The sequence below is a fragment of the Glaciimonas sp. OK215 genome, assembly GCF_057787885.1.
In genome coordinates, this window is sequence record NZ_CM173544.1 from 1,930,942 (window position 1) to 1,948,190 (window position 17,249).

Here is a 17,249-nt window from a genome sequence, read left to right on the forward strand (position 1 = left end):
TCAGGGCAGATGCCCGGGCAACGTGGTTAGCCGCTGCTGCTAACCACGCATTCGCAGCACACGATACTTTGTACCCATCGAATCCTATGAACCATTACTACGCTTTTAACGGCGACGCGGACGGCTTGTGCGCGCTGCAGCAACTTCGGTTGGCCGACGTATCCGGTGCTGCAGCGGCGACGCTGGTGACCGGCGTCAAACGCGACATCCAGCTCCTGCGGCGCGTTGCGGCGGCAGCGGGCGACCAGGTCACTGTGCTCGATATATCGCTCGATCAGAATCGGAGCGATCTGTCGCGGCTGCTGGAGACAGGGGCATCGGTGCGTTACTTCGACCATCACTACGTCGGCGAGTTGCCGCAGCATCCGCGCTTCGCGCCTTATATCGAGGAGACGGCCGATGTGTGCACCAGCATCATGGTCGACCGTCATCTCGGCGGACTGCATCATGCCTGGGCCATTGTCGCCGCTTTCGGCGATAGCCTGACGCAGGTGGCCGGCAAGATGGCGCAGGCAGCCGGTGTCGATGCACAGGCGACGGTAACTCTGGAAAAACTCGGCGTTTATCTCAACTACAACGCTTACGGCGAAACGGTTGCCGATCTGCATGTCGATCCGGTTGAACTGGCTGCCCGGATGCTGCCGTTTGCCGATCCGCTGGAGTTCGTCAGGAATTCGCCGACATTTACCCAGCTTTCCGCCGGATACGAAGAGGATATGACCCAGGCACGTCGACTCGCACCGATCCGCCAAGTGCCGGGAGCAACCTTGATGTTGCTCCCGGATGCACCTTGGGCGCGACGGGCGATCGGGGTTTTTGCCAACGAATTGATGCACGCACACCCCGACAGCGCCCTCGGCATTCTGTCACCAAAAATGCAAGGTGGCTTTACGGTGAGTGTGCGTGTACCAGCCGATAGCCCGCTGGGCGCCGCTGATTTCTGTCGCACGTTTGAGACCGGTGGCGGCAGGAAGCTGGCTGGCGGGATCAATCATCTCCCGGAATTGGCGGTCGATCAGTTTGCCAGTAGTTTCGAAGCATGCTTCGGGGCGCGTTAGGGGAGGTCTGTTCCGCAAGTTTTCCATGCATGCCGTAGTCAGTAGTCTTTTTGGACGATGTTGCCGCGCGTTTAATGCATAAACATGTTCATCAATCAAAGAAGAATCCAGGCATCGTCCGATGCCCGGGTGCCAGATAATCGTGGAGCACATTCATGCAACAGACATTGGTCGAGATTTCACCTTCAAGCACAGCCTTCGCCGAGGCTTCATCCACCGTTTCCGCCGCCGGGCTGATCGCGCGCGCGCGCGAATTGGTGCCGCTGCTGGCGCAGCGGGCGGCACAAGCCGAGCTGGCGCAAAAGGTCCCGGATGAGACCATCGCGGATTTCCAGCGCGCCGGTTTTTTCCGCGTTCTGCAGCCGAAGCGTTTCGGCGGTTACGAAATGGATCCGGACGTGTTCTATCAGATCCAGATGACGCTCGCCGAAGGCTGCATGTCGAGCGCCTGGGTGTACGGCGTTGTTGCGGTACACAACTGGCAGCTGGCCCTGTTCGATGAGCGCGCGCAGCAAGAAGTGTGGGGCGCGAACGGTTCGGTGCTGACTTCCTCGACTTATATGCCGGTGGGCAAGGTGGTGCCGGTTGACGGTGGCTTCCAGTTTTCCGGCCGTTGGGGCTTTTCCAGCGGCAGCGAGCATTGCGACTGGGTGTTGCTGGGCGGCCTGGTGCCGCCCAAGGCGGGAGAAAGCGCGCCTGAATATCGCACTTTTCTGCTGCCGCGGCGCGACTACCAGGTGGTGCGCAACTGGGACGTGCTGGGATTGAAGGGAACCGGCAGTCATGACATCGTGGTGGAAGCTGCCTTTGTGCCGGATTACCGTACCCACAAGGCTATCGATGGCTTCAGGTGCGATAGCCCCGGCAATGCGGTCAATCCGGCAGCGTTATATCGCTTGCCGTTCGCGCAGATTTTTGTACGCGCGGTATCGACCGCGTCCATCGGTGCCTTGCAGGGCGCCGTGAATCTGTTCCGCGAAGTTGCGTCCAGGCGGGTAAGCGCGAATACCGGACAAAAGACAACCGAGGACATCGGCGCGCAACTGGCCTGCGCCGAAGCCCAGGCCGCGGTGGATGAAATGCGGCTGGTGTTGTTGCGCAATTTCAGAAACATGATGCAGGCGGCCCGCGCCGGCGAGGCGATACCGGTCGACACCCGGGTCGCGTATCGCTTCCAGTCCGCCGCTGTCGCAGAACGTTGTGCGACCCACGTCAATCGGCTGTTGCGCTATTGCGGCGGGCGCGGGATCTATCTGAGCAATCCGATTACGCGGACCTTTCTCGATCTGCACGCTGCACGCGCCCACGTGGCGAATAACATCGACCCGTACGGTCGTAACTATGGCGGCGTGCTGATGGGGCAGAACAACACCGATTTCTTTATTTAAGTCGTTGCAGGAGTGTATGTCGACGGCGCTTACACGACATTGAAACAAGCCCTGGCATGCGCTTGATGTGGAATCAGTTTTATCGTCAGTAAACACTAAATCAGGAGATGAAGATGGGTCGGGTTGAAGGAAAAGTCGTATTGATCACCGGTGCCGCCAGCGGTGTCGGCAAGGAAAACGCATTGCTACTGGCGCGCGAAGGTGCGCGCGTGGTGCTGACCGACGTCAACATCGAGGGCGCGCAAGCCGTTGCTGCCGAGATCGGCGCTGCCGCGCTGGCCTTGCGTCACGATATCGCCAGCGAAGACGACTGGAAACAGGTGCTGTCCGCCACGCTGGAAAAATTTGGCCGGCTGGATGTGCTGGTCAATAACGCGGCGATTCTTGCCTTGGGAACCATTGAAGATACCTCGCTGGAAGCCTGGCAAAAAATCCAGCGGATTAATGCCGACGGCTATTTTCTGGGATGTAAATACGGCGTGTCGGCGATGAAAGACCACGGCGGCACGATTATCAACATGGCCTCGCTGGCCGCGCTCTCCGGCATGGCGAGTTTCTGTGCCTACAGCGCCTCCAAAGGTGCGGTGACCGCATTGACCCGCAGCGTGGCGGCACATTGCAAGCAACATGGCTACAAGATCCGCTGCAATTCCGTTCATCCGGACGGCATTCTGACGCCGATGGTCGCCAATCTGCAGGCCGCAGCCGACCCCGCAACGCTCAGCGAGGTAAGGGGTGATCCGATGGCACGCATGTGCCTGCCGCAGGATATCGCTAATCTGATCCTGTTCCTGGCGTCGGACGAGTCGCGGTTTATTAACGGTACGGAAGTCCGGATCGACAACGGGCATTTGACGCTGGATATCTAAAACGCAGTCTGAGATTTTGCTGTGGCAGGCTTTGCGCGTCAGCTGGGGCAACGCCGTTTGGAAGGAACGGCGTCCATCAATCGGATGATCCCGCTGCTTGCCGGGCTTTCCATGCCGCGAATTCAGACGGGCGCAGCCCGTACCGCGCCAGCACACCCTCGTGCAGCCGGCGCAGTTCCTCGATAATCAATGCCTGTACGTTCTCGCGATCGGGTTTTCCTACATGCTCTGCAACACTCTGCAAAATGACTGTGAGAGCATCCTCTCCGGTACGCGTTACTACCTCACGGATGGTCTGTTTTATGATGTCCCGGTAGGCGAGGCGGCCGGGATCGGGCTCGGCCAGGTCTTGCTTGATAGCAAGATATTCCTGGGTCGAGCGCTCGTAAGCCCAGACGTAAAGGTCACGCAGCAATTCCACCCGGGTCAGTTCGTACAGGCCAAGAATGGTGCGACTGTAGGCCTGCTCGGGCACGTCCACGAAGGTGAGGGGGCAAAGGTTCGCGCGGAACAGTGGCAGGTTGGCCGCCAGCCGGGAAGTGCGCTTGTTGATGTCTGCAAACGGCTGCAGATAGGGCAAATGCACCATCACGAAGAAGGACTGTTCGAAAGGGTCGACGATCTGACTCGCTTTCTCCAGCAGCAGGTCCAGCGTTGCGTCGATTTGCTGTGGCGTGGACAGCGGTCGATACACGCTTTTGCCAATTTCCACGGCATGCTGGCGAATCCGGCCTTCATCGGCTGGATTGGGTAAAAGGTTCTCCGACAAGGCGCTATGCAGGTTCATGAACGTGTAGCGGTCGAACCCGACCGTCCCGGCATTCTCCACCAGCAACTCGATGGCGCTCTTGTGGTTCAGGATCATCTGGGTATCGAGGACCGCCTTGCCTTGCGCCACCTTGCCGTGTTCGATCAGTTCCCGCGTGTCGAGTCGCGAGTAGGTGTTGCCCTCCAGATGGCTTGACGCCCAGGACAGATCGATCAGTAATCGATTCAGAATCGCGCGGCCATAGGTGCCTGCCGGTGCATCGGCCTGGGCGGTTTTCCCCATCCTGCGCAACTGACGACGCAGCGACTCCGACAGGTACCAGGTACGGTTCGGCTGATAGGCATCAAGGAAGTCGCGCTGGTAGCCCACGGGCCTGCGCGCTTCCAGGGGGTGATCGACGTAGGCAAGGATGTCGCGGCTGTCGGCAGAGAGCGGGATGTACCCTGGGAAGATGTCTTGTTCAGTGCCGGAATCTTGCGCGACAGCCGGCTTGACTGCGAGATAGCGTCGCGCGCTTCCTGCGCCGATGCCGGTTATCCGGCCATCAATGATCAGTCGACTGATCCAGCGCTGAGCCGTTCGGCGGGCAACGTCGGAATGCCGCGCCAGCAATTCTGCCAGCGTCAGACCAGAGGCGGATTGCTGGATGCTGATCAGTAGGTCGCTGGCGGAGGACATGGCATCGTTTGGCGCAGTTTGTTTGAGTGATGGCGCAATTATGGCGCAGTTCAATAGACTGCGCCACCGGAATGGCGCAGTTCGCAATTCCCGGACTATTCGTAATACTTTTTCAAGAATTTCATGCGCTGCGCCCGCGCGTAGTCTTCTTAGACGATGTCGATACTTCTTATTTCTCTCAGAATCGACTCCAGACTTTAACGCAAGCGAGGAGCGAGACATGATGGATATTCGCGGGTTGGGCTACATCGTCGTCGAATCGACGGACATCGCCGGCTGGCGTCGATATGGCGAGCAGGTGCTCGGCATGATGGCGGACGATGCGCCTGACGGCGGCCTGTATCTGAAGATGGATGAGCGGGCGTTTCGGTTTGAAATCGTGGCGGGCGGGCGCGATGGCTATTTCGCCTCCGGTTGGGAGGTGCCCGACGTTGCGGCTTTCGTCGCCGCGCAGCAATTGTTGACCGAGCGCGACCTCAGGTTCCAGATTGCCGATAGCGCGACTTGCAGTTTGCGCCGTGTGCAGCAAATGCTCTGGTTTATCGACCCGTCGAATAACCGGCATGAGATTTTCTGGGGCATGAAATCCGACTTCCGGCGTTTCGTCTCCCCGGTCGGCGTACCGCATTTCGTCACCGCCGGGCTGGGGCTGGGCCACGTCGTGCTGCCCGCGCCGAATTTCGATGCGACCTACGCCTTCCTGTCCGATCTGCTGGGTTTCAAGCTTGCCGACATTTACCGGGTGCGCTTTACCCAGGATCCGGCAGAGCCGGAGAAACGCATCTATTTCCTGCATTGCAACAACAATCGTCATCACAGCCTGGGCATCTTTGAGATGCCATTGGCCAGCGGTTGTGTGCACGCGATGGTGGAAGTGCCATCCATGGATGAAGTCGGCCGCGGACTGGATCGCGTCCAACAGCATGGCGTCAAGATGTCGGCCACGCTGGGACGTCATTGCAACGATCAGATGACCTCGTTCTATATGAAGACACCGGGCGGCTTCGATGTCGAGTACGGCTGCGGCGGACTCGTGGTCGATTGGGAAAAACACAGTGTCTACGAAGCCACCGCGGTCAGTTTGTGGGGCCACGATTTCAGCATCGGTTACAAGTAAATCCGCTGATATTCGGGAATGGAAAGGATAGTTCATGGCATTGAATAAACAAATGAGCGCTGCGCAGGCGGTGGCGCAATTGCAGGACGGGATGACCATCGGTATCGGTGGCTGGGGACCGCGCCGCAAACCGATGGCGCTGATAAGGGAACTGTTGCGCTCGCCGCTGAAGGACCTGACGGTAGTCGCTTACGGTGGCGCGGATGTCGGGATGTTGTGCGCTGCGGGCAAGGTGAGGAAACTGGTGTTCGCCTTTGTGTCGCTGGACTTCATTCCGCTCGAACCCTATTTTCGTGCCGCCCGTCAAAGCAGCAGCATAGAGGTCATGGAGATCGACGAGGGCATGCTGTTGCTGGGATTGCGAGCGGCCGCCATGCGGGTGCCGTTCATCCCGACCCGGATCGGTCTTGGCACCGACGTCGTGCGGCATAACCCGGATCTGAAGATCATTGATTCTCCATACGATGACAAAGCCTGGGTCGCGATGCCGGCGTTGGCGCTGGATGCGGCCCTGCTGCATGTCGACCGTGCCGATGTGCGTGGCGTGTGCCAGATCAAAGGCCCGGATTTGTATATGGACGACCAGTTCGCCCGTGCCGCGCAGCAGACGTTCGTGTCCTGCGATGAAATCGTCGACAGCGCATTTTTTGCGCAGGACGAGGAGGCCCGCTACGTGTTTTGGGAGCGTTCGCAAACCACCGGTGTGGTGCATCTGCCTTGCGGTGCCCATCCGAGTTCCTGCGCGCCGCTGTACGGCTTCGATATCCCGCATTTCAAGGAATACGCGGCCAGCGCCAAGGAAGGCAGCGCCGGCTGGCAACAGTATTTCGAGCGCTATGTGGCCTGTGGCGAGCAGGAGTATCTGCAGCGCGTAGGCGGTGCAGGCGCCATCCGCAAGTTGAGCTTGCCGGTATTTTGAAGGGGACGGACATGACTGAACAACCATTGATCGATCGCATTATCTGCGCCGCAGCGCAGGTCTGGAATGCCGATGGCGAGGTACTGGCGACCGGTATCGGCGTGTTGCCGCGCCTGGCGGCGTCGGTCTGCATGGCATCCGCCAACAGCGACCTGATGATGACCGACTCCGAGGCCTGGCTGGTGAGCGAGCCGGTACCGCTCGGGCCGCGCGGGGACTATCAGCCACGGCGCGAAACCTGGATGGGCTTTGCGCGCATTTTCGATAATGTCTGGGGCGGGAAACGTCATGCGATGGTCGCGCCGACGCAGATCGACCGCTTCGGCCAGGCGAATATCTCGATGGTGGGTTCCGATTACCGCCGTCCGAAGGTGCAGATGCTGGGTGTGCGCGGATTTCCGGGTAACTCGATCAATCACGCCAACTCGTTCTTCGTGCCCAGCCATAGCCCGAAAGTGTTCGTGTCGGGCGAGGTCGATATGGTGGCCTCGATAGGCTACAACCCTGAGCGCCTCCCGCGCGGTTATAGCCTGGACGATATCGATATCCGTCAGGTCATCAGCAATCTGTGCGTGATGGATTTTGGCGGGCCGCAGCATCAACTGCGCATCGTCTCATTGCATCCGGGAGTGAGTGCCGGGCAGGTGCAGGAGGCTACCGGCTTTGCGCTATGCATTCCAGAGAATATTCCTGAAACAGTCGCACCTGCGGCAGAACAGCTGGCGCTGATTCAAAAGCTGGATCCGCACAATTTGCGCGCTAGCGTTCTTGGCGCATAGCTGCTTATTTACCGCGTAATAACCGCAAACCAAGGCTCACATGACAAGCGACAACTCCGTTTATGAAACCGATGAGCCGGTGCTGTATGGCGTCAAGGACGGGATTGCCACCGTGACGATCAACCGGCCCCAGTTCAACAACGCCCAAAACTCGCAAATGACCTATGCACTGGACGCTGCATTCCGGCGTGCGGTGGATGACGACGCGGTCAAGGTGATCGTGCTGCGCGGCGCCGGCAAGCACTTCTCCGCCGGTCACGATATCGGGACTCCGGGACGCGATATCCATCAGTCGTTCCCGCGCACGTCGATGTGGTACGACCATGTCAACAAACCGGGTGGCGAGTTCCTGTATGCACGTGAACAGGAAGTGTATCTGGGCATGTGCCGGCGCTGGCGCGATTTGCCGAAGCCGACCATCGCCATGGTCCACGGCGCATGCGTCGCCGGTGGCCTGATGCTGGCCTGGGTGTGCGACCTGATCGTGGCGTCGGACGATGCCTACTTTGCGGATCCGGTGGTACGCATGGGAATTCCGGGAGTCGAATATTTTGCCCATCCGTATGAATTGCATCCGCGCATCGCCAAGGAATTCCTGTTCCTCGGCGAGCGCATGCCGGCCAGCCGCGCCTATGAAATGGGCATGGTGAATCGGGTCGTGCCGCGCGCGCAGCTGGAACAGGCGACCTATGACATCGGCCAACGCATCGCCCACATGCCGCGCATGGGTCTGGCGCTGGCCAAACAGGCGATCAACCACGTCGAAGAACTGCAGGGCAAGCGCGCGGCGATGGATGCTGCATTTGGCTGGCACCAGTTCGCCCACGTGCATAACGAACTGATCTCGGGCGACAAGCTGGGCGGCTACGACGCCAGGGCGATGGCGTCTGCGCAGCGCCAGCCGGTCGCACAAGACAGCAAAAACAGCGAAAGCCCGGAAGCATGAGCGACATCCTGAGAACTCCATTGTGCGATCTGCTCGGCTGTCGCTATCCGATCGTCCAGACCGCGATGGGCTGGGTCGCCGATGCGCGCCTGGTGGCGGCCACCGGCAACGCCGGCGGTTTCGGCTTTCTGGCCGGTGCCACGATCGGGCCGGATCAGCTGGAGCTGGAGATCCGCAAGGTCAAGGACCTGACCGATGCGCCGTTCGGTTTGAATTTCCATATGTTTCAGCCGAACGCGCAGGAAGCCATCAATCTGGCGATCAAGTATCGCTTGCGCGCGGTCAGCTATGGCCGGGGACCGGATGCCGGCGCGATCCGGCGTCTCAAGGACGCTGGTGTGATTTGCATGCCGACGGTCGGTGCGCTCAAGCATGCGCAGAAGGCCATTGCGTTGGGCGCGGATGTGGTCACGGTACAAGGCGGCGAGGGCGGTCATACCGGCTCGGTGCCGACCACCTTGCTGCTGCCGCAGGTACTCGACGCGGTGCAGGTGCCGGTGGTCGCGGCTGGCGGCTTTTTTGACGGCCGCGGCCTGGCCGCCGCGCTGGCCTACGGCGCGGCCGGCATCGCGATGGGAACGCGGTTCTTGATGACCACGGAATCGCCGGTGCCGGCAGCCACCTTGGATCGCTATGTCGCTGTGCGCGACACGGCGGCGATTCGCGTGTCGCATGTGATTGACGGTATGCCGCAACGAATGATCGACAACCGGTATTTGCTGGAGCTGGAACAGGCCGGACGACTGCGCCGTTTGCTGTTGGCGCTGGGTGCCGCGCAACGCTGGCGCACCCATACCGGCATGCGCTGGGGTCAGATGCTGCGGACCGGACTGACGGCCTTGCGCGCTGGCGACATGACTGTGGCCCAGACCCTGATGGCCGCGAATGCGCCGGTACTGATCCAGCGCGCGATGGTCGAAGGAGCCCCGGATGAAGGTGTGCTGCCAAGCGGACAGGCTGCAGCGGCGATCGGCAGTATCGCATCGTGCGGCGACGTGATTGCACGCATCGTCGCAGACGCGGAACAACGCTTGACATCTTTTGGCCATGCAGCGCAGTAAATACCGAACCAGATCAAACAGGAAGGAATATTCCATGAATCATCCGAGTCAACCATTCCATACCAGCATCGCCGACGGCATCGCCGAACTGGTGATCGACCAGCCGCCGGTGAATGCGCTCGATTGCGCGGGCTGGCACGCACTCGCGGCAGAACTCGACGCGCTTGGCCGCAACCAAGAGGTGCGCGTGATCGTGCTGCGCGGCGAAGGGCGGGGTTTCTGCGCCGGTGTCGACATCAAGGAGCTGGCGGCGTTTCCGGAACGCATCGTTGCCGTCAACGCCGGCAACTACGCTGCATTCCGCGCGGTGCATCGGAATCCGAAGCCGGTGATTGTGGCCGTACACGGCTTTGTGCTGGGCGGCGGCATTGGTTTGGCGGGCGCTGCCGACATCGTGCTGGCGTCTGAATGCGCGCGCTTCGGGGTACCTGAAATCGATCGCGGCGCGATGGGCGGCGGTGCCCATTTGCAGCGTTTGTTGCCGCTCCAGAAAGTGCGCTGGATGTACTTTACCGGCCTGATGATAGCCGCGGCGGAAGCCTATCGTCTGGGCGGCGTCGAACGCGTGGTGCCGCTGGCGCAACTGCGTGCCGCCGCGCTGGAGATGGCGGCCGTGATCGCACGCAAGAGTCCGGAAATGGTGCGCCTTGCCAAAGAGTCCCTGAATGGCGTGGAAGACGGCAATCTTGAAGACAAATATCGCTGGGAGCAAGGGTTTACCTTGCAAGCCTACATGAGCCGGGATTCGGACGAGGCACGCGAGGCTTTCGTCGAAAAACGCGATGCCAAATTCGAACCGCTTGCGCCCTGCGGAGCCTGATGCCATGAACCTTGTATATACCGACGGTCAACGAAAATTTCGCGCCGAGATCCGTAGCTGGCTCAAGGAACATGTCCCTTCCAGTCCATTGAAGAGCTTCGATACGGAACAAGGTTTTGCCGAGCACCGGGCCTGGGAACGGGTCTTGTATTCCGGGCGCTGGAGCATGGTCACCTGGCCGCAGGAACTTGGCGGGCGCGGCTGCGACCTGATCGAATGGCTGATCTTCGAAGAAGAATACTGGCGCTCGGGCGCGCCGTTGCGGGTCAATCAGAATGGCGTCTTTCTGCTGGGGCCGACCTTGATGGATTTCGGCACGGAAGAACAGAAGGCCCGGTTCCTGCCGCGCATCGCCGCCGGTGATGACGTCTGGGCGCAGGCCTGGTCGGAACCCGGCGCCGGGTCCGATATGGCGGCGATCCGCTGCAGCGCGCATCTCGATGGCGACAGCTATGTGGTCAACGGCCAGAAAATCTGGTCGACCCGTGCGGTCTGGGCCGACTGGGTGTTCGGACTGTTTCGCACCGATCCCGGATCGGTCCGGCATCACGGCCTGTCATTTCTGCTGATGCCGCTGGATACGCCGGGCATCACCGTGCGCCCGATCAGGCAATTGAACGGCCAGACCGGGTTTGCCGAAATTTTCTTCGATAACGTGCGGGTGCCGCTGGAAAACCGTCTGGGCGATAGCGGCGCAGGCTGGCAGGTGGCGATGGCGACCGCCGGCTTCGAACGCGGCCTGATGTTGCGCTCTCCCGCCCGCTTTCAGGAAACGGCACGCGCACTCGCTAGCCTGTATCGCCGGCGGGCGGCAGAAGGCGCTGCGGATCCGGTATTGGGCGAAGCGGTGGCGCGGGCCTGGATGGATGCCGAGGCGTATGCGCTGTCAACCTATGCGACCGCCTGCCGCTTGCAGCAAGGCGGTCATATCGGTGCCGAGTCCAGCACCAACAAAGTGTTCTGGTCGGAGCTGGATATTCGCATGCACGACACCGCGCAACGTCTGGCCGGTCCGTTGGCCGAACTGACGGAACAGGCGCCGCTGGCGCTGGAGCACGGGCGCTGGCTGGAAGGCTTCATGTTTGCGCAATCCGGCCCGATCTACGCCGGCACCAATGAAATCCAGCGCAATATCGTCGCGGAACGCATGCTCGGCATGCCGCGCTCTTAAGGAAAAAGACATGGACTTCACCTTCCACGAAGATCAAAACATGCTGGTCGATAGCGTGCGCAAATTTCTGATGAATGAAGTGTCGCCCGAACTGATCCGCGAACTATGGACCAGTCCGACCGGACGTTCACACAAGATCTGGGATCAACTGGCGCAGCAGGGATTGACCGGGTTGTCGGTGCCGGAGGCGCATGGCGGCATGGGCTTGAGCGATATCGACTGGATCCGGATTGCGCAGGAATGCGGTTATTACGCGCTGCCGGAGCCCTTGCTGGAGAGCGCATGGGTTGCGGCAGGGCTGGTTGACGCCTTGCCGGACAGCGACTTCCGCAGTTGCTTGCTGGCCGACATCGCTGACGGCAGCGCCCGCGTCGCGCTGGGCCATGCGCATAGTCCGCTGATTGCGGATGCCGATCAGGCGACTGTATTGCTGCTGGCACGCGGCGGCAAGCTGTACGCCATATCTCCCGGGAATGCACAGCTGACCGCGCAGCCGAGTGTGGATCCAAGCCGTCGCTTGTTTACCGTGAATTTCGAACGGGAAGAAAAACATTGCATCTCCGGGGATGACGACGCCGGGGCCTTATGCGCGGAGGCGTTCGATCGCGGCGCCCTGGCCGCTGCCGCCCAATTGCTGGGCCTGGCACAACGGATGCTGGATCTGTCGATCGACTATACGGCGCAGCGCAAGCAATTCGGCAAGCCCATCGGCTCCTATCAGGCGGTGAAACATCATCTCGCAGATGTCGCCATCAAGCTGGAGTTCGCCCGTCCGGTGGTGTATCGCGCCGCGCATGCGATGGCGCATGGCGAAGCTGATCGGACCGCCCATGTATCACACGCAAAAATCGCAGCCTCCGAAGCGGCGCAGCTGGCGGCAAGGCACGGGATTCAGGTCCATGGCGCGATGGGCTATACCTGGGAAATGGATCTGCAGATTTTCATGAAAATGGCCTGGGCGCTGGATGCGGCCTGGGGAGACCGGAGTTTCCACCTTGCGCGCACGCGCGCCTTTGTCCTGGAATCGGGTGTTGCGCTCGGACCTGGCTGCACTTTTAACGAGTAATGTTTATGCAAAAATCAGAAGCTTATATTGTCGATGCGCTCCGTACACCAATCGGCAAACGGCGCGGTGCGCTGGCGCAGACGCATCCCGCCGACCTGGGCGGCTTCGTATTGAAGGCGCTGGTTGATCGCAACGTGATCCCGGCTGACGAATACGATGATGTGATTTTCGGCTGCGTCGATACGATCGGCCCTCTGGCCGGGAATATCGCGCGTTCATCCTGGCTGGCAACCGGTCTGCCGTTGACCGTCCCGGGCGTCACGATCGATCGCCAGTGCGGGTCTTCACAGCAAGCGCTGCACTTTGCCGCTCAGGCAGTGATGAGCGGCACCCAAGACGTGGTGATCGCCGGCGGCGTGCAGACCATGAGCCAAATTCCCATTTCATCGGCGATGATCGCCGGCCAGCCTCTGGGCTTTACTGATCCGTTCTCCGGCAGCGTTGGCTGGAACAAGCGTTTTGGCGATCAGCCGGTATCGCAGTTCTATGCCGCACAAAAGATTGCCGAGCGCTGGAATTTGAGCCGTCTCGACATGGAACGCTATGCCTTGGAAAGCCATGCACGCGCATTGAACGCTACCGCGGAAGGCCGGTTTGCCCGCGAGATCGTGCCGTTTGCCGGTCTGTCCCACGATGAGACACCACGCCAGACCTCACTCGACAAGATGGCTGCGCTGGAACCGCTCGAAGCGGGGAGCCGCCTGACCGCCGGCGTGTCGAGTCAAACCTGCGATGCCGCCGCCGCCCTGCTGGTGGTGTCCGCAGCCGCCTTGAAGCGCTACAACCTGACGCCGCGCGCGCGGATTCATCACCTCAGCGTGCTGGGCGACGATCCGATCTGGATGTTGACCGCACCGATCGCGGCCACGCAACGCGCGCTAAGGCAATGCGGCTTGCAATGGGATGACATCGATCTGGTGGAAATCAACGAAGCCTTTGCGTCGGTCGCCCAGGCCTGGCTGAAGGAAACCGGTTACCCGCATGCGCGCACCAACGTCAATGGCGGTGCAATTGCGTTGGGTCATCCGCTAGGGGCGACCGGTGCGCGTCTGATGACCACCTTGCTGCATGAACTGGAACGCAGCGGCGGACGGTATGGCCTGCAAACCATGTGCGAAGGCGGCGGTCTCGCCAATGTCACGATTATTGAACGTCTTTGAGGGTTATATGGGCATTTGTGAAAATCGTACTGTCATTATCACCGGCGCCGGTGCGGGTCTGGGGCGCGCTTATGCGCTGGCATTTGCCGCCGAAGGCGCGAATGTTGTGGTCAACGATATTCGGCATGAGGCGGCGCAGGCCGTTTGTGCTGAAATTCGCGCCCAGGGCGGCAATGCCCTGGTCAACGCTGGCGACATCACCGGCATGGCCGGGGCCGAAGGCATCGTCGCCGCCGCGTGTACGGCGTTCGGTGAAGTCCACATACTGGTCAACAATGCCGGCATTTGCCGCGACCGCATGTTTGTCAGCCTGACCGAGGCCGACTGGGATGAGGTCATGCGGGTCCACCTGAAAGGGCATTTCTGTCTGGCCAACGTGCTGGCGCGGCGCTGGCGCGATGCCGCCAAGGCCGGCAAGCAGATCGCTGCGCGGATTCTCAACACCAGTTCCGGCGCGGGCTTGCAAGGTTCGATCGGGCAGTCGAATTATGCCGCGGCGAAAGCCGGCATTGCCGCGCTGACCCTGGTGCAGGCGGCCGAGCTGGCGCGCTACGGCATTACGGCAAACGCGCTGGCCCCGGCGGCCCGTACCGGCATGACCGAAGACGTGTTCGGCGCCATGATGAAAAAGCCGGACGGCGCAGATTTCGACTATTTCGATCCGGCCAATGTCGCGCCCCTGGTGGTGTGGCTGGGCAGCGCCGAATCGGGACACGTCAGCGGCCGCATGTTCGAAGCCGCCGGCGGCATGATTGCGTTAGCCGAAGGATGGCATACCGGCGTCGCGTGCGACAAAGGCGGGCGCTGGCAAGCTGCCGAGATTGGCGCGGCGGTTGCTGCCTTGCTGGAAGAAGGTCGTCCCGCTCAAAAAGTTTACGGTGCATGAGATGGAATTTAATCTGAATTCGGATCAGGAAATGATCCGCGACGCTGCCGACGCCTTCCTGTCGGAGCAATGCGATTCCGCTGCCTTGAGAAAAGCAATCGAAAGCGAGGACGGTGCCGATCTTGCCTTATGGCGGACGATCCGCGCGGAGATGGGCTGGTGCAGCCTGACCATTCCGGAAAATTTCGACGGCATGGCACTTACGCAGGTCGAGCGCGTCTTGCTGATGGAGCAGCTGGGGCGGCGGCTGGCGCCGGTGCCCTATCTTGCCAGCGCCTGTCTGGCCACCGATGCCTTGCAATATGCGGCGCATGCAGCGGCGCAGCAGCGTTATCTTCCCTCTTTGGCCAGCGGCAGGATCAGCGCTGCGCTGGCCTTGCCGACGGCGGCCGGATGGCGCGCCGAGGCCTGTACCGTGACGGCGCAGCGGGTGGACGATGGCTACGTATTGCATGGCGTCGTGGCGCAGGTACTTGGCGCTGCCGAAGCGGATCTGCTGCTGGTACCGGCGCGCCTGTCCGATGCAGCGGAGTCCTTTGCCATGTTCGCGCTGGACCTGCCGCTGCACGGCGTCGGCGTGACAGCATTGCAAACGCTGGACATGACGCGCCGGATTGCGCGCCTGACACTGGACAACGTGCGGCTGGAAGCCGCCGCGCGTATCGACCAGCCAGAGCAATTGCAGGCCGGCTTGCACCTGACCGCGGCATGCGCCGGATTGGCAATGGCCGCGGAACAGGTCGGCAGCGCGCAGCAATGTCTCGATCTGACGCTTGCCTATGTCAGCGAGCGGAGCCAGTTTGGGCGCGTCATTGCGTCGTTTCAGGCAGTCAAGCATCGCTGCGCCGAAATGATGGTCAAGCTGGAATCGGCCCGCTCGATGGTGTATGGGGCCGCACGGATGGCGCATGCCGCTGCCGGATTGGATGCTTTGCAATTGGAAGTCGCGTGCGCCAAAAGCGCCGCCAATGAAGCCTTGTTCTTTTGTGCGCAGGAAGCGATTCAGCTGCATGGCGGCGTCGGGTTTACCTGGGAATACGACCCGCAGCTGTATTTCAAGCGGGCGCAGGCAGCACGCGTGTGGTTTGGCGACGATGCGGCTTGTCATGCACGGATAGCCGCGGCGCTGTGCGATAGCGGCGATGTGCATCCGGACGCTGCGGCAGTCCCGGAGGGGCGCAGCGACGCAGATTTTCGCGCCGGGTTCGCGCAATGGATGCAGGAAAATCTTCAGGGCGAGTTTGCCGTTTTACGTCATCGTGGCGGCCCGGGCGATGAGGAGGCGTATCCCGCCGGGCGCAAGGCATGGGAGCGCACGCTGGCGGCTGCCGGCTGGAGTTGCGTCGGGTGGCCGCAACAGTACGGCGGCAGAGGCCTGTCGATCGCGCAACAAGTCATTTATCACGAAGAATATGCACGTGCCGGCGGTCCGGGTCGCGTCGGCCACATCGGCGAAGGATTGATCGGCCCGACCCTGATCGCGTATGGCAGCGAGGACCAGAAGCAACGCTTTCTGCCGGGTATCCGGAATGGCAGCGTGCTGTGGTGCCAGGGCTACTCCGAGCCGAACGCGGGCTCCGATCTGGCGAACGTGCAAACCCGCGCGGTGCAGGATCCGGCCAGCGGCGACTGGATTGTCACGGGGCAGAAGGTATGGACCTCGCTGGCCCACGATGCGGAATGGATATTTGTGCTGGCGCGCTGCGAAGCCGGTTCGCGCGGCAATCGCGGCCTGATTTTTCTGCTGATGCCACTGGCTCAGGCTGGCGTCGAGATCCGGCCGATCCGGCAGCTCAGCGGTTCGGCGGAATTCAATGAAGTGTTCTTTGACGGCGCGCGCGCGAAGGCCTGCGATGTGGTGGGCGCAGCGGGCGACGGCTGGAAGATCGCGGTGGCGCTGCTGGGTTTTGAACGCGGCCTGTCGACACTTGGCCAGCAAATGCATTTTCTGCATGAGCTGGAGCTGGTGATCGCCGTGGCGCGCGCTAACGGCAGTCTGCAACAGCCTTTGATGCGCGCTCGGATTGCGCGTGCCTGGGTCGGTTTGCGCACGATGCGCTACAACGCGTTGCGGATGCTGTCGGTCGCCAGCGACGGTCAACTGGGACGCGCAAGCCTGATTTACAAATATTACTGGTCGAACTGGCACCGCTCGCTGGGCGAACTGGCGATGGATGTGCTGGGCGCCGAGGGCAATCTGGTGCTGGCCGACGATCTCCGCCATGCGCGCCTGCAGGGCCTGTTCTTGTTTACCCGGGCCGACACGATTTACGCCGGCACCAACGAAATTCAACTCAACATCATCGCCGAGCGCGGTCTCGGCATGCCAAAGGAAGCAAGAGGCCAAGCATGAACCAGTCACCCGAACAACACACGCCGGCAGTACCGCCTTACGTCGCGGGCCATCAGTTGCTGAGAGGCAAGTCGGTATTGATCACGGCCGCGGCAGGCGGCGGCATGGGTGCTGCCAGGTTGTTTGAAGTGCTGTAAGCAGCAGCGATGTAATAAGTAATTTGCAACATCAAGAAAATATAACGTGGCCAACGAACCACACAGGAGACG

The 17,249-nt window shown here is 61.1% G+C and carries 15 protein-coding genes and 2 pseudogenes; 16 read left to right on the plus strand and 1 reads right to left on the minus strand.

Going from position 1 to position 17,249, the window contains the following annotated elements; all coding sequences use genetic code 11:
* The first annotated feature begins 86 nt into the window (after nt 1-86).
* The 3 genes from AC3CHX_RS08680 to AC3CHX_RS08690 all read left to right on the plus strand — a co-directional run bounded on the left by AC3CHX_RS08680 (nt 87) and on the right by AC3CHX_RS08690 (nt 3,315).
* Nucleotides 87-1,058 (plus strand): acetyltransferase, encoded by a 972-nt coding sequence (locus AC3CHX_RS08680; protein WP_488643641.1) that lies wholly within the window; start codon nt 87-89, stop codon nt 1,056-1,058.
* 155 nt (nt 1,059-1,213) lie between these two features.
* Nucleotides 1,214-2,446: a flavin-dependent monooxygenase gene (locus tag AC3CHX_RS08685; RefSeq protein ID WP_488643642.1), complete on the plus strand. Its 1,233-nt coding sequence runs from the start codon at nt 1,214-1,216 to the stop codon at nt 2,444-2,446.
* A 113-nt stretch (nt 2,447-2,559) separates the two neighbouring features.
* Nucleotides 2,560-3,315: an SDR family oxidoreductase gene (locus tag AC3CHX_RS08690; protein WP_488643643.1), complete on the plus strand. Its 756-nt coding sequence runs from the start codon at nt 2,560-2,562 to the stop codon at nt 3,313-3,315.
* A gap of 76 nt (nt 3,316-3,391) precedes the next feature.
* Here the strand turns inward: AC3CHX_RS08690 and AC3CHX_RS08695 are convergent, their stop codons facing one another.
* Nucleotides 3,392-4,762, minus strand: a complete 1,371-nt coding sequence (locus tag AC3CHX_RS08695; RefSeq protein ID WP_488644770.1) for a Fic family protein — start codon at nt 4,760-4,762, stop codon at nt 3,392-3,394.
* Between the two features lie 220 nt (nt 4,763-4,982).
* On the opposite strand from AC3CHX_RS08695, the gene AC3CHX_RS08700 reads away from it, so the two are divergent.
* The 13 genes and pseudogenes from AC3CHX_RS08700 to AC3CHX_RS08760 all read left to right on the plus strand — a co-directional run.
* On the plus strand, nt 4,983-5,879 hold the full coding sequence (locus AC3CHX_RS08700; RefSeq protein ID WP_488643644.1) for a VOC family protein: 897 nt from the start codon (nt 4,983-4,985) through the stop codon (nt 5,877-5,879).
* 34 nt (nt 5,880-5,913) lie between these two features.
* Nucleotides 5,914-6,798, plus strand: coding sequence for a CoA transferase subunit A (locus AC3CHX_RS08705; protein WP_488643645.1), 885 nt, complete (start codon nt 5,914-5,916; stop codon nt 6,796-6,798).
* Nucleotides 6,799-6,809: 11 nt separating this feature from the next.
* Nucleotides 6,810-7,577, plus strand: coding sequence for a CoA-transferase subunit beta (locus tag AC3CHX_RS08710; RefSeq protein ID WP_488643646.1), 768 nt, complete (start codon nt 6,810-6,812; stop codon nt 7,575-7,577).
* Between the two features lie 40 nt (nt 7,578-7,617).
* Nucleotides 7,618-8,523 carry an enoyl-CoA hydratase gene (locus tag AC3CHX_RS08715; RefSeq protein WP_488643647.1) on the plus strand — a complete coding sequence of 302 codons (906 nt, stop codon included), beginning with the start codon at nt 7,618-7,620 and terminating at the stop codon, nt 8,521-8,523.
* Nucleotides 8,520-9,584 carry an NAD(P)H-dependent flavin oxidoreductase gene (locus AC3CHX_RS08720; protein ID WP_488643648.1) on the plus strand — a complete coding sequence of 355 codons (1,065 nt, stop codon included), beginning with the start codon at nt 8,520-8,522 and terminating at the stop codon, nt 9,582-9,584. Before AC3CHX_RS08715 ends, AC3CHX_RS08720 begins: the two co-directional genes overlap by 4 nt.
* A 34-nt stretch (nt 9,585-9,618) precedes the next feature.
* Nucleotides 9,619-10,404, plus strand: coding sequence for an enoyl-CoA hydratase family protein (locus AC3CHX_RS08725; protein WP_488643649.1), 786 nt, complete (start codon nt 9,619-9,621; stop codon nt 10,402-10,404).
* A gap of 4 nt (nt 10,405-10,408) precedes the next feature.
* Nucleotides 10,409-11,575, plus strand: coding sequence for an acyl-CoA dehydrogenase family protein (locus tag AC3CHX_RS08730; protein WP_488643650.1), 1,167 nt, complete (start codon nt 10,409-10,411; stop codon nt 11,573-11,575).
* A gap of 10 nt (nt 11,576-11,585) precedes the next feature.
* Nucleotides 11,586-12,641: an acyl-CoA dehydrogenase family protein gene (locus AC3CHX_RS08735; protein WP_488643651.1), complete on the plus strand. Its 1,056-nt coding sequence runs from the start codon at nt 11,586-11,588 to the stop codon at nt 12,639-12,641.
* A 5-nt stretch (nt 12,642-12,646) separates the two neighbouring features.
* Entirely contained in the window at nt 12,647-13,801 is a 1,155-nt protein-coding gene (locus AC3CHX_RS08740; RefSeq protein ID WP_488643652.1) for an acetyl-CoA C-acetyltransferase, read from the plus strand.
* Between the two features lie 7 nt (nt 13,802-13,808).
* A complete protein-coding gene (locus AC3CHX_RS08745; RefSeq protein WP_488644771.1) occupies nt 13,809-14,687 on the plus strand; it encodes an SDR family oxidoreductase in 879 nt (292 codons plus the stop codon).
* A gap of 31 nt (nt 14,688-14,718) precedes the next feature.
* Nucleotides 14,719-15,801, plus strand: a pseudogene (locus AC3CHX_RS08750) (acyl-CoA dehydrogenase family protein); the annotation flags it as partial.
* 102 nt (nt 15,802-15,903) lie between these two features.
* On the plus strand, nt 15,904-17,040 hold the full coding sequence (locus AC3CHX_RS08755; protein ID WP_488644772.1) for an acyl-CoA dehydrogenase family protein: 1,137 nt from the start codon (nt 15,904-15,906) through the stop codon (nt 17,038-17,040).
* A pseudogene (locus AC3CHX_RS08760) lies at nt 17,037-17,156 on the plus strand (SDR family oxidoreductase); the annotation flags it as partial. The gene AC3CHX_RS08755 and the pseudogene AC3CHX_RS08760, both read left to right, overlap by 4 nt.
* Between the last annotated feature and the right edge of the window lie 93 nt (nt 17,157-17,249).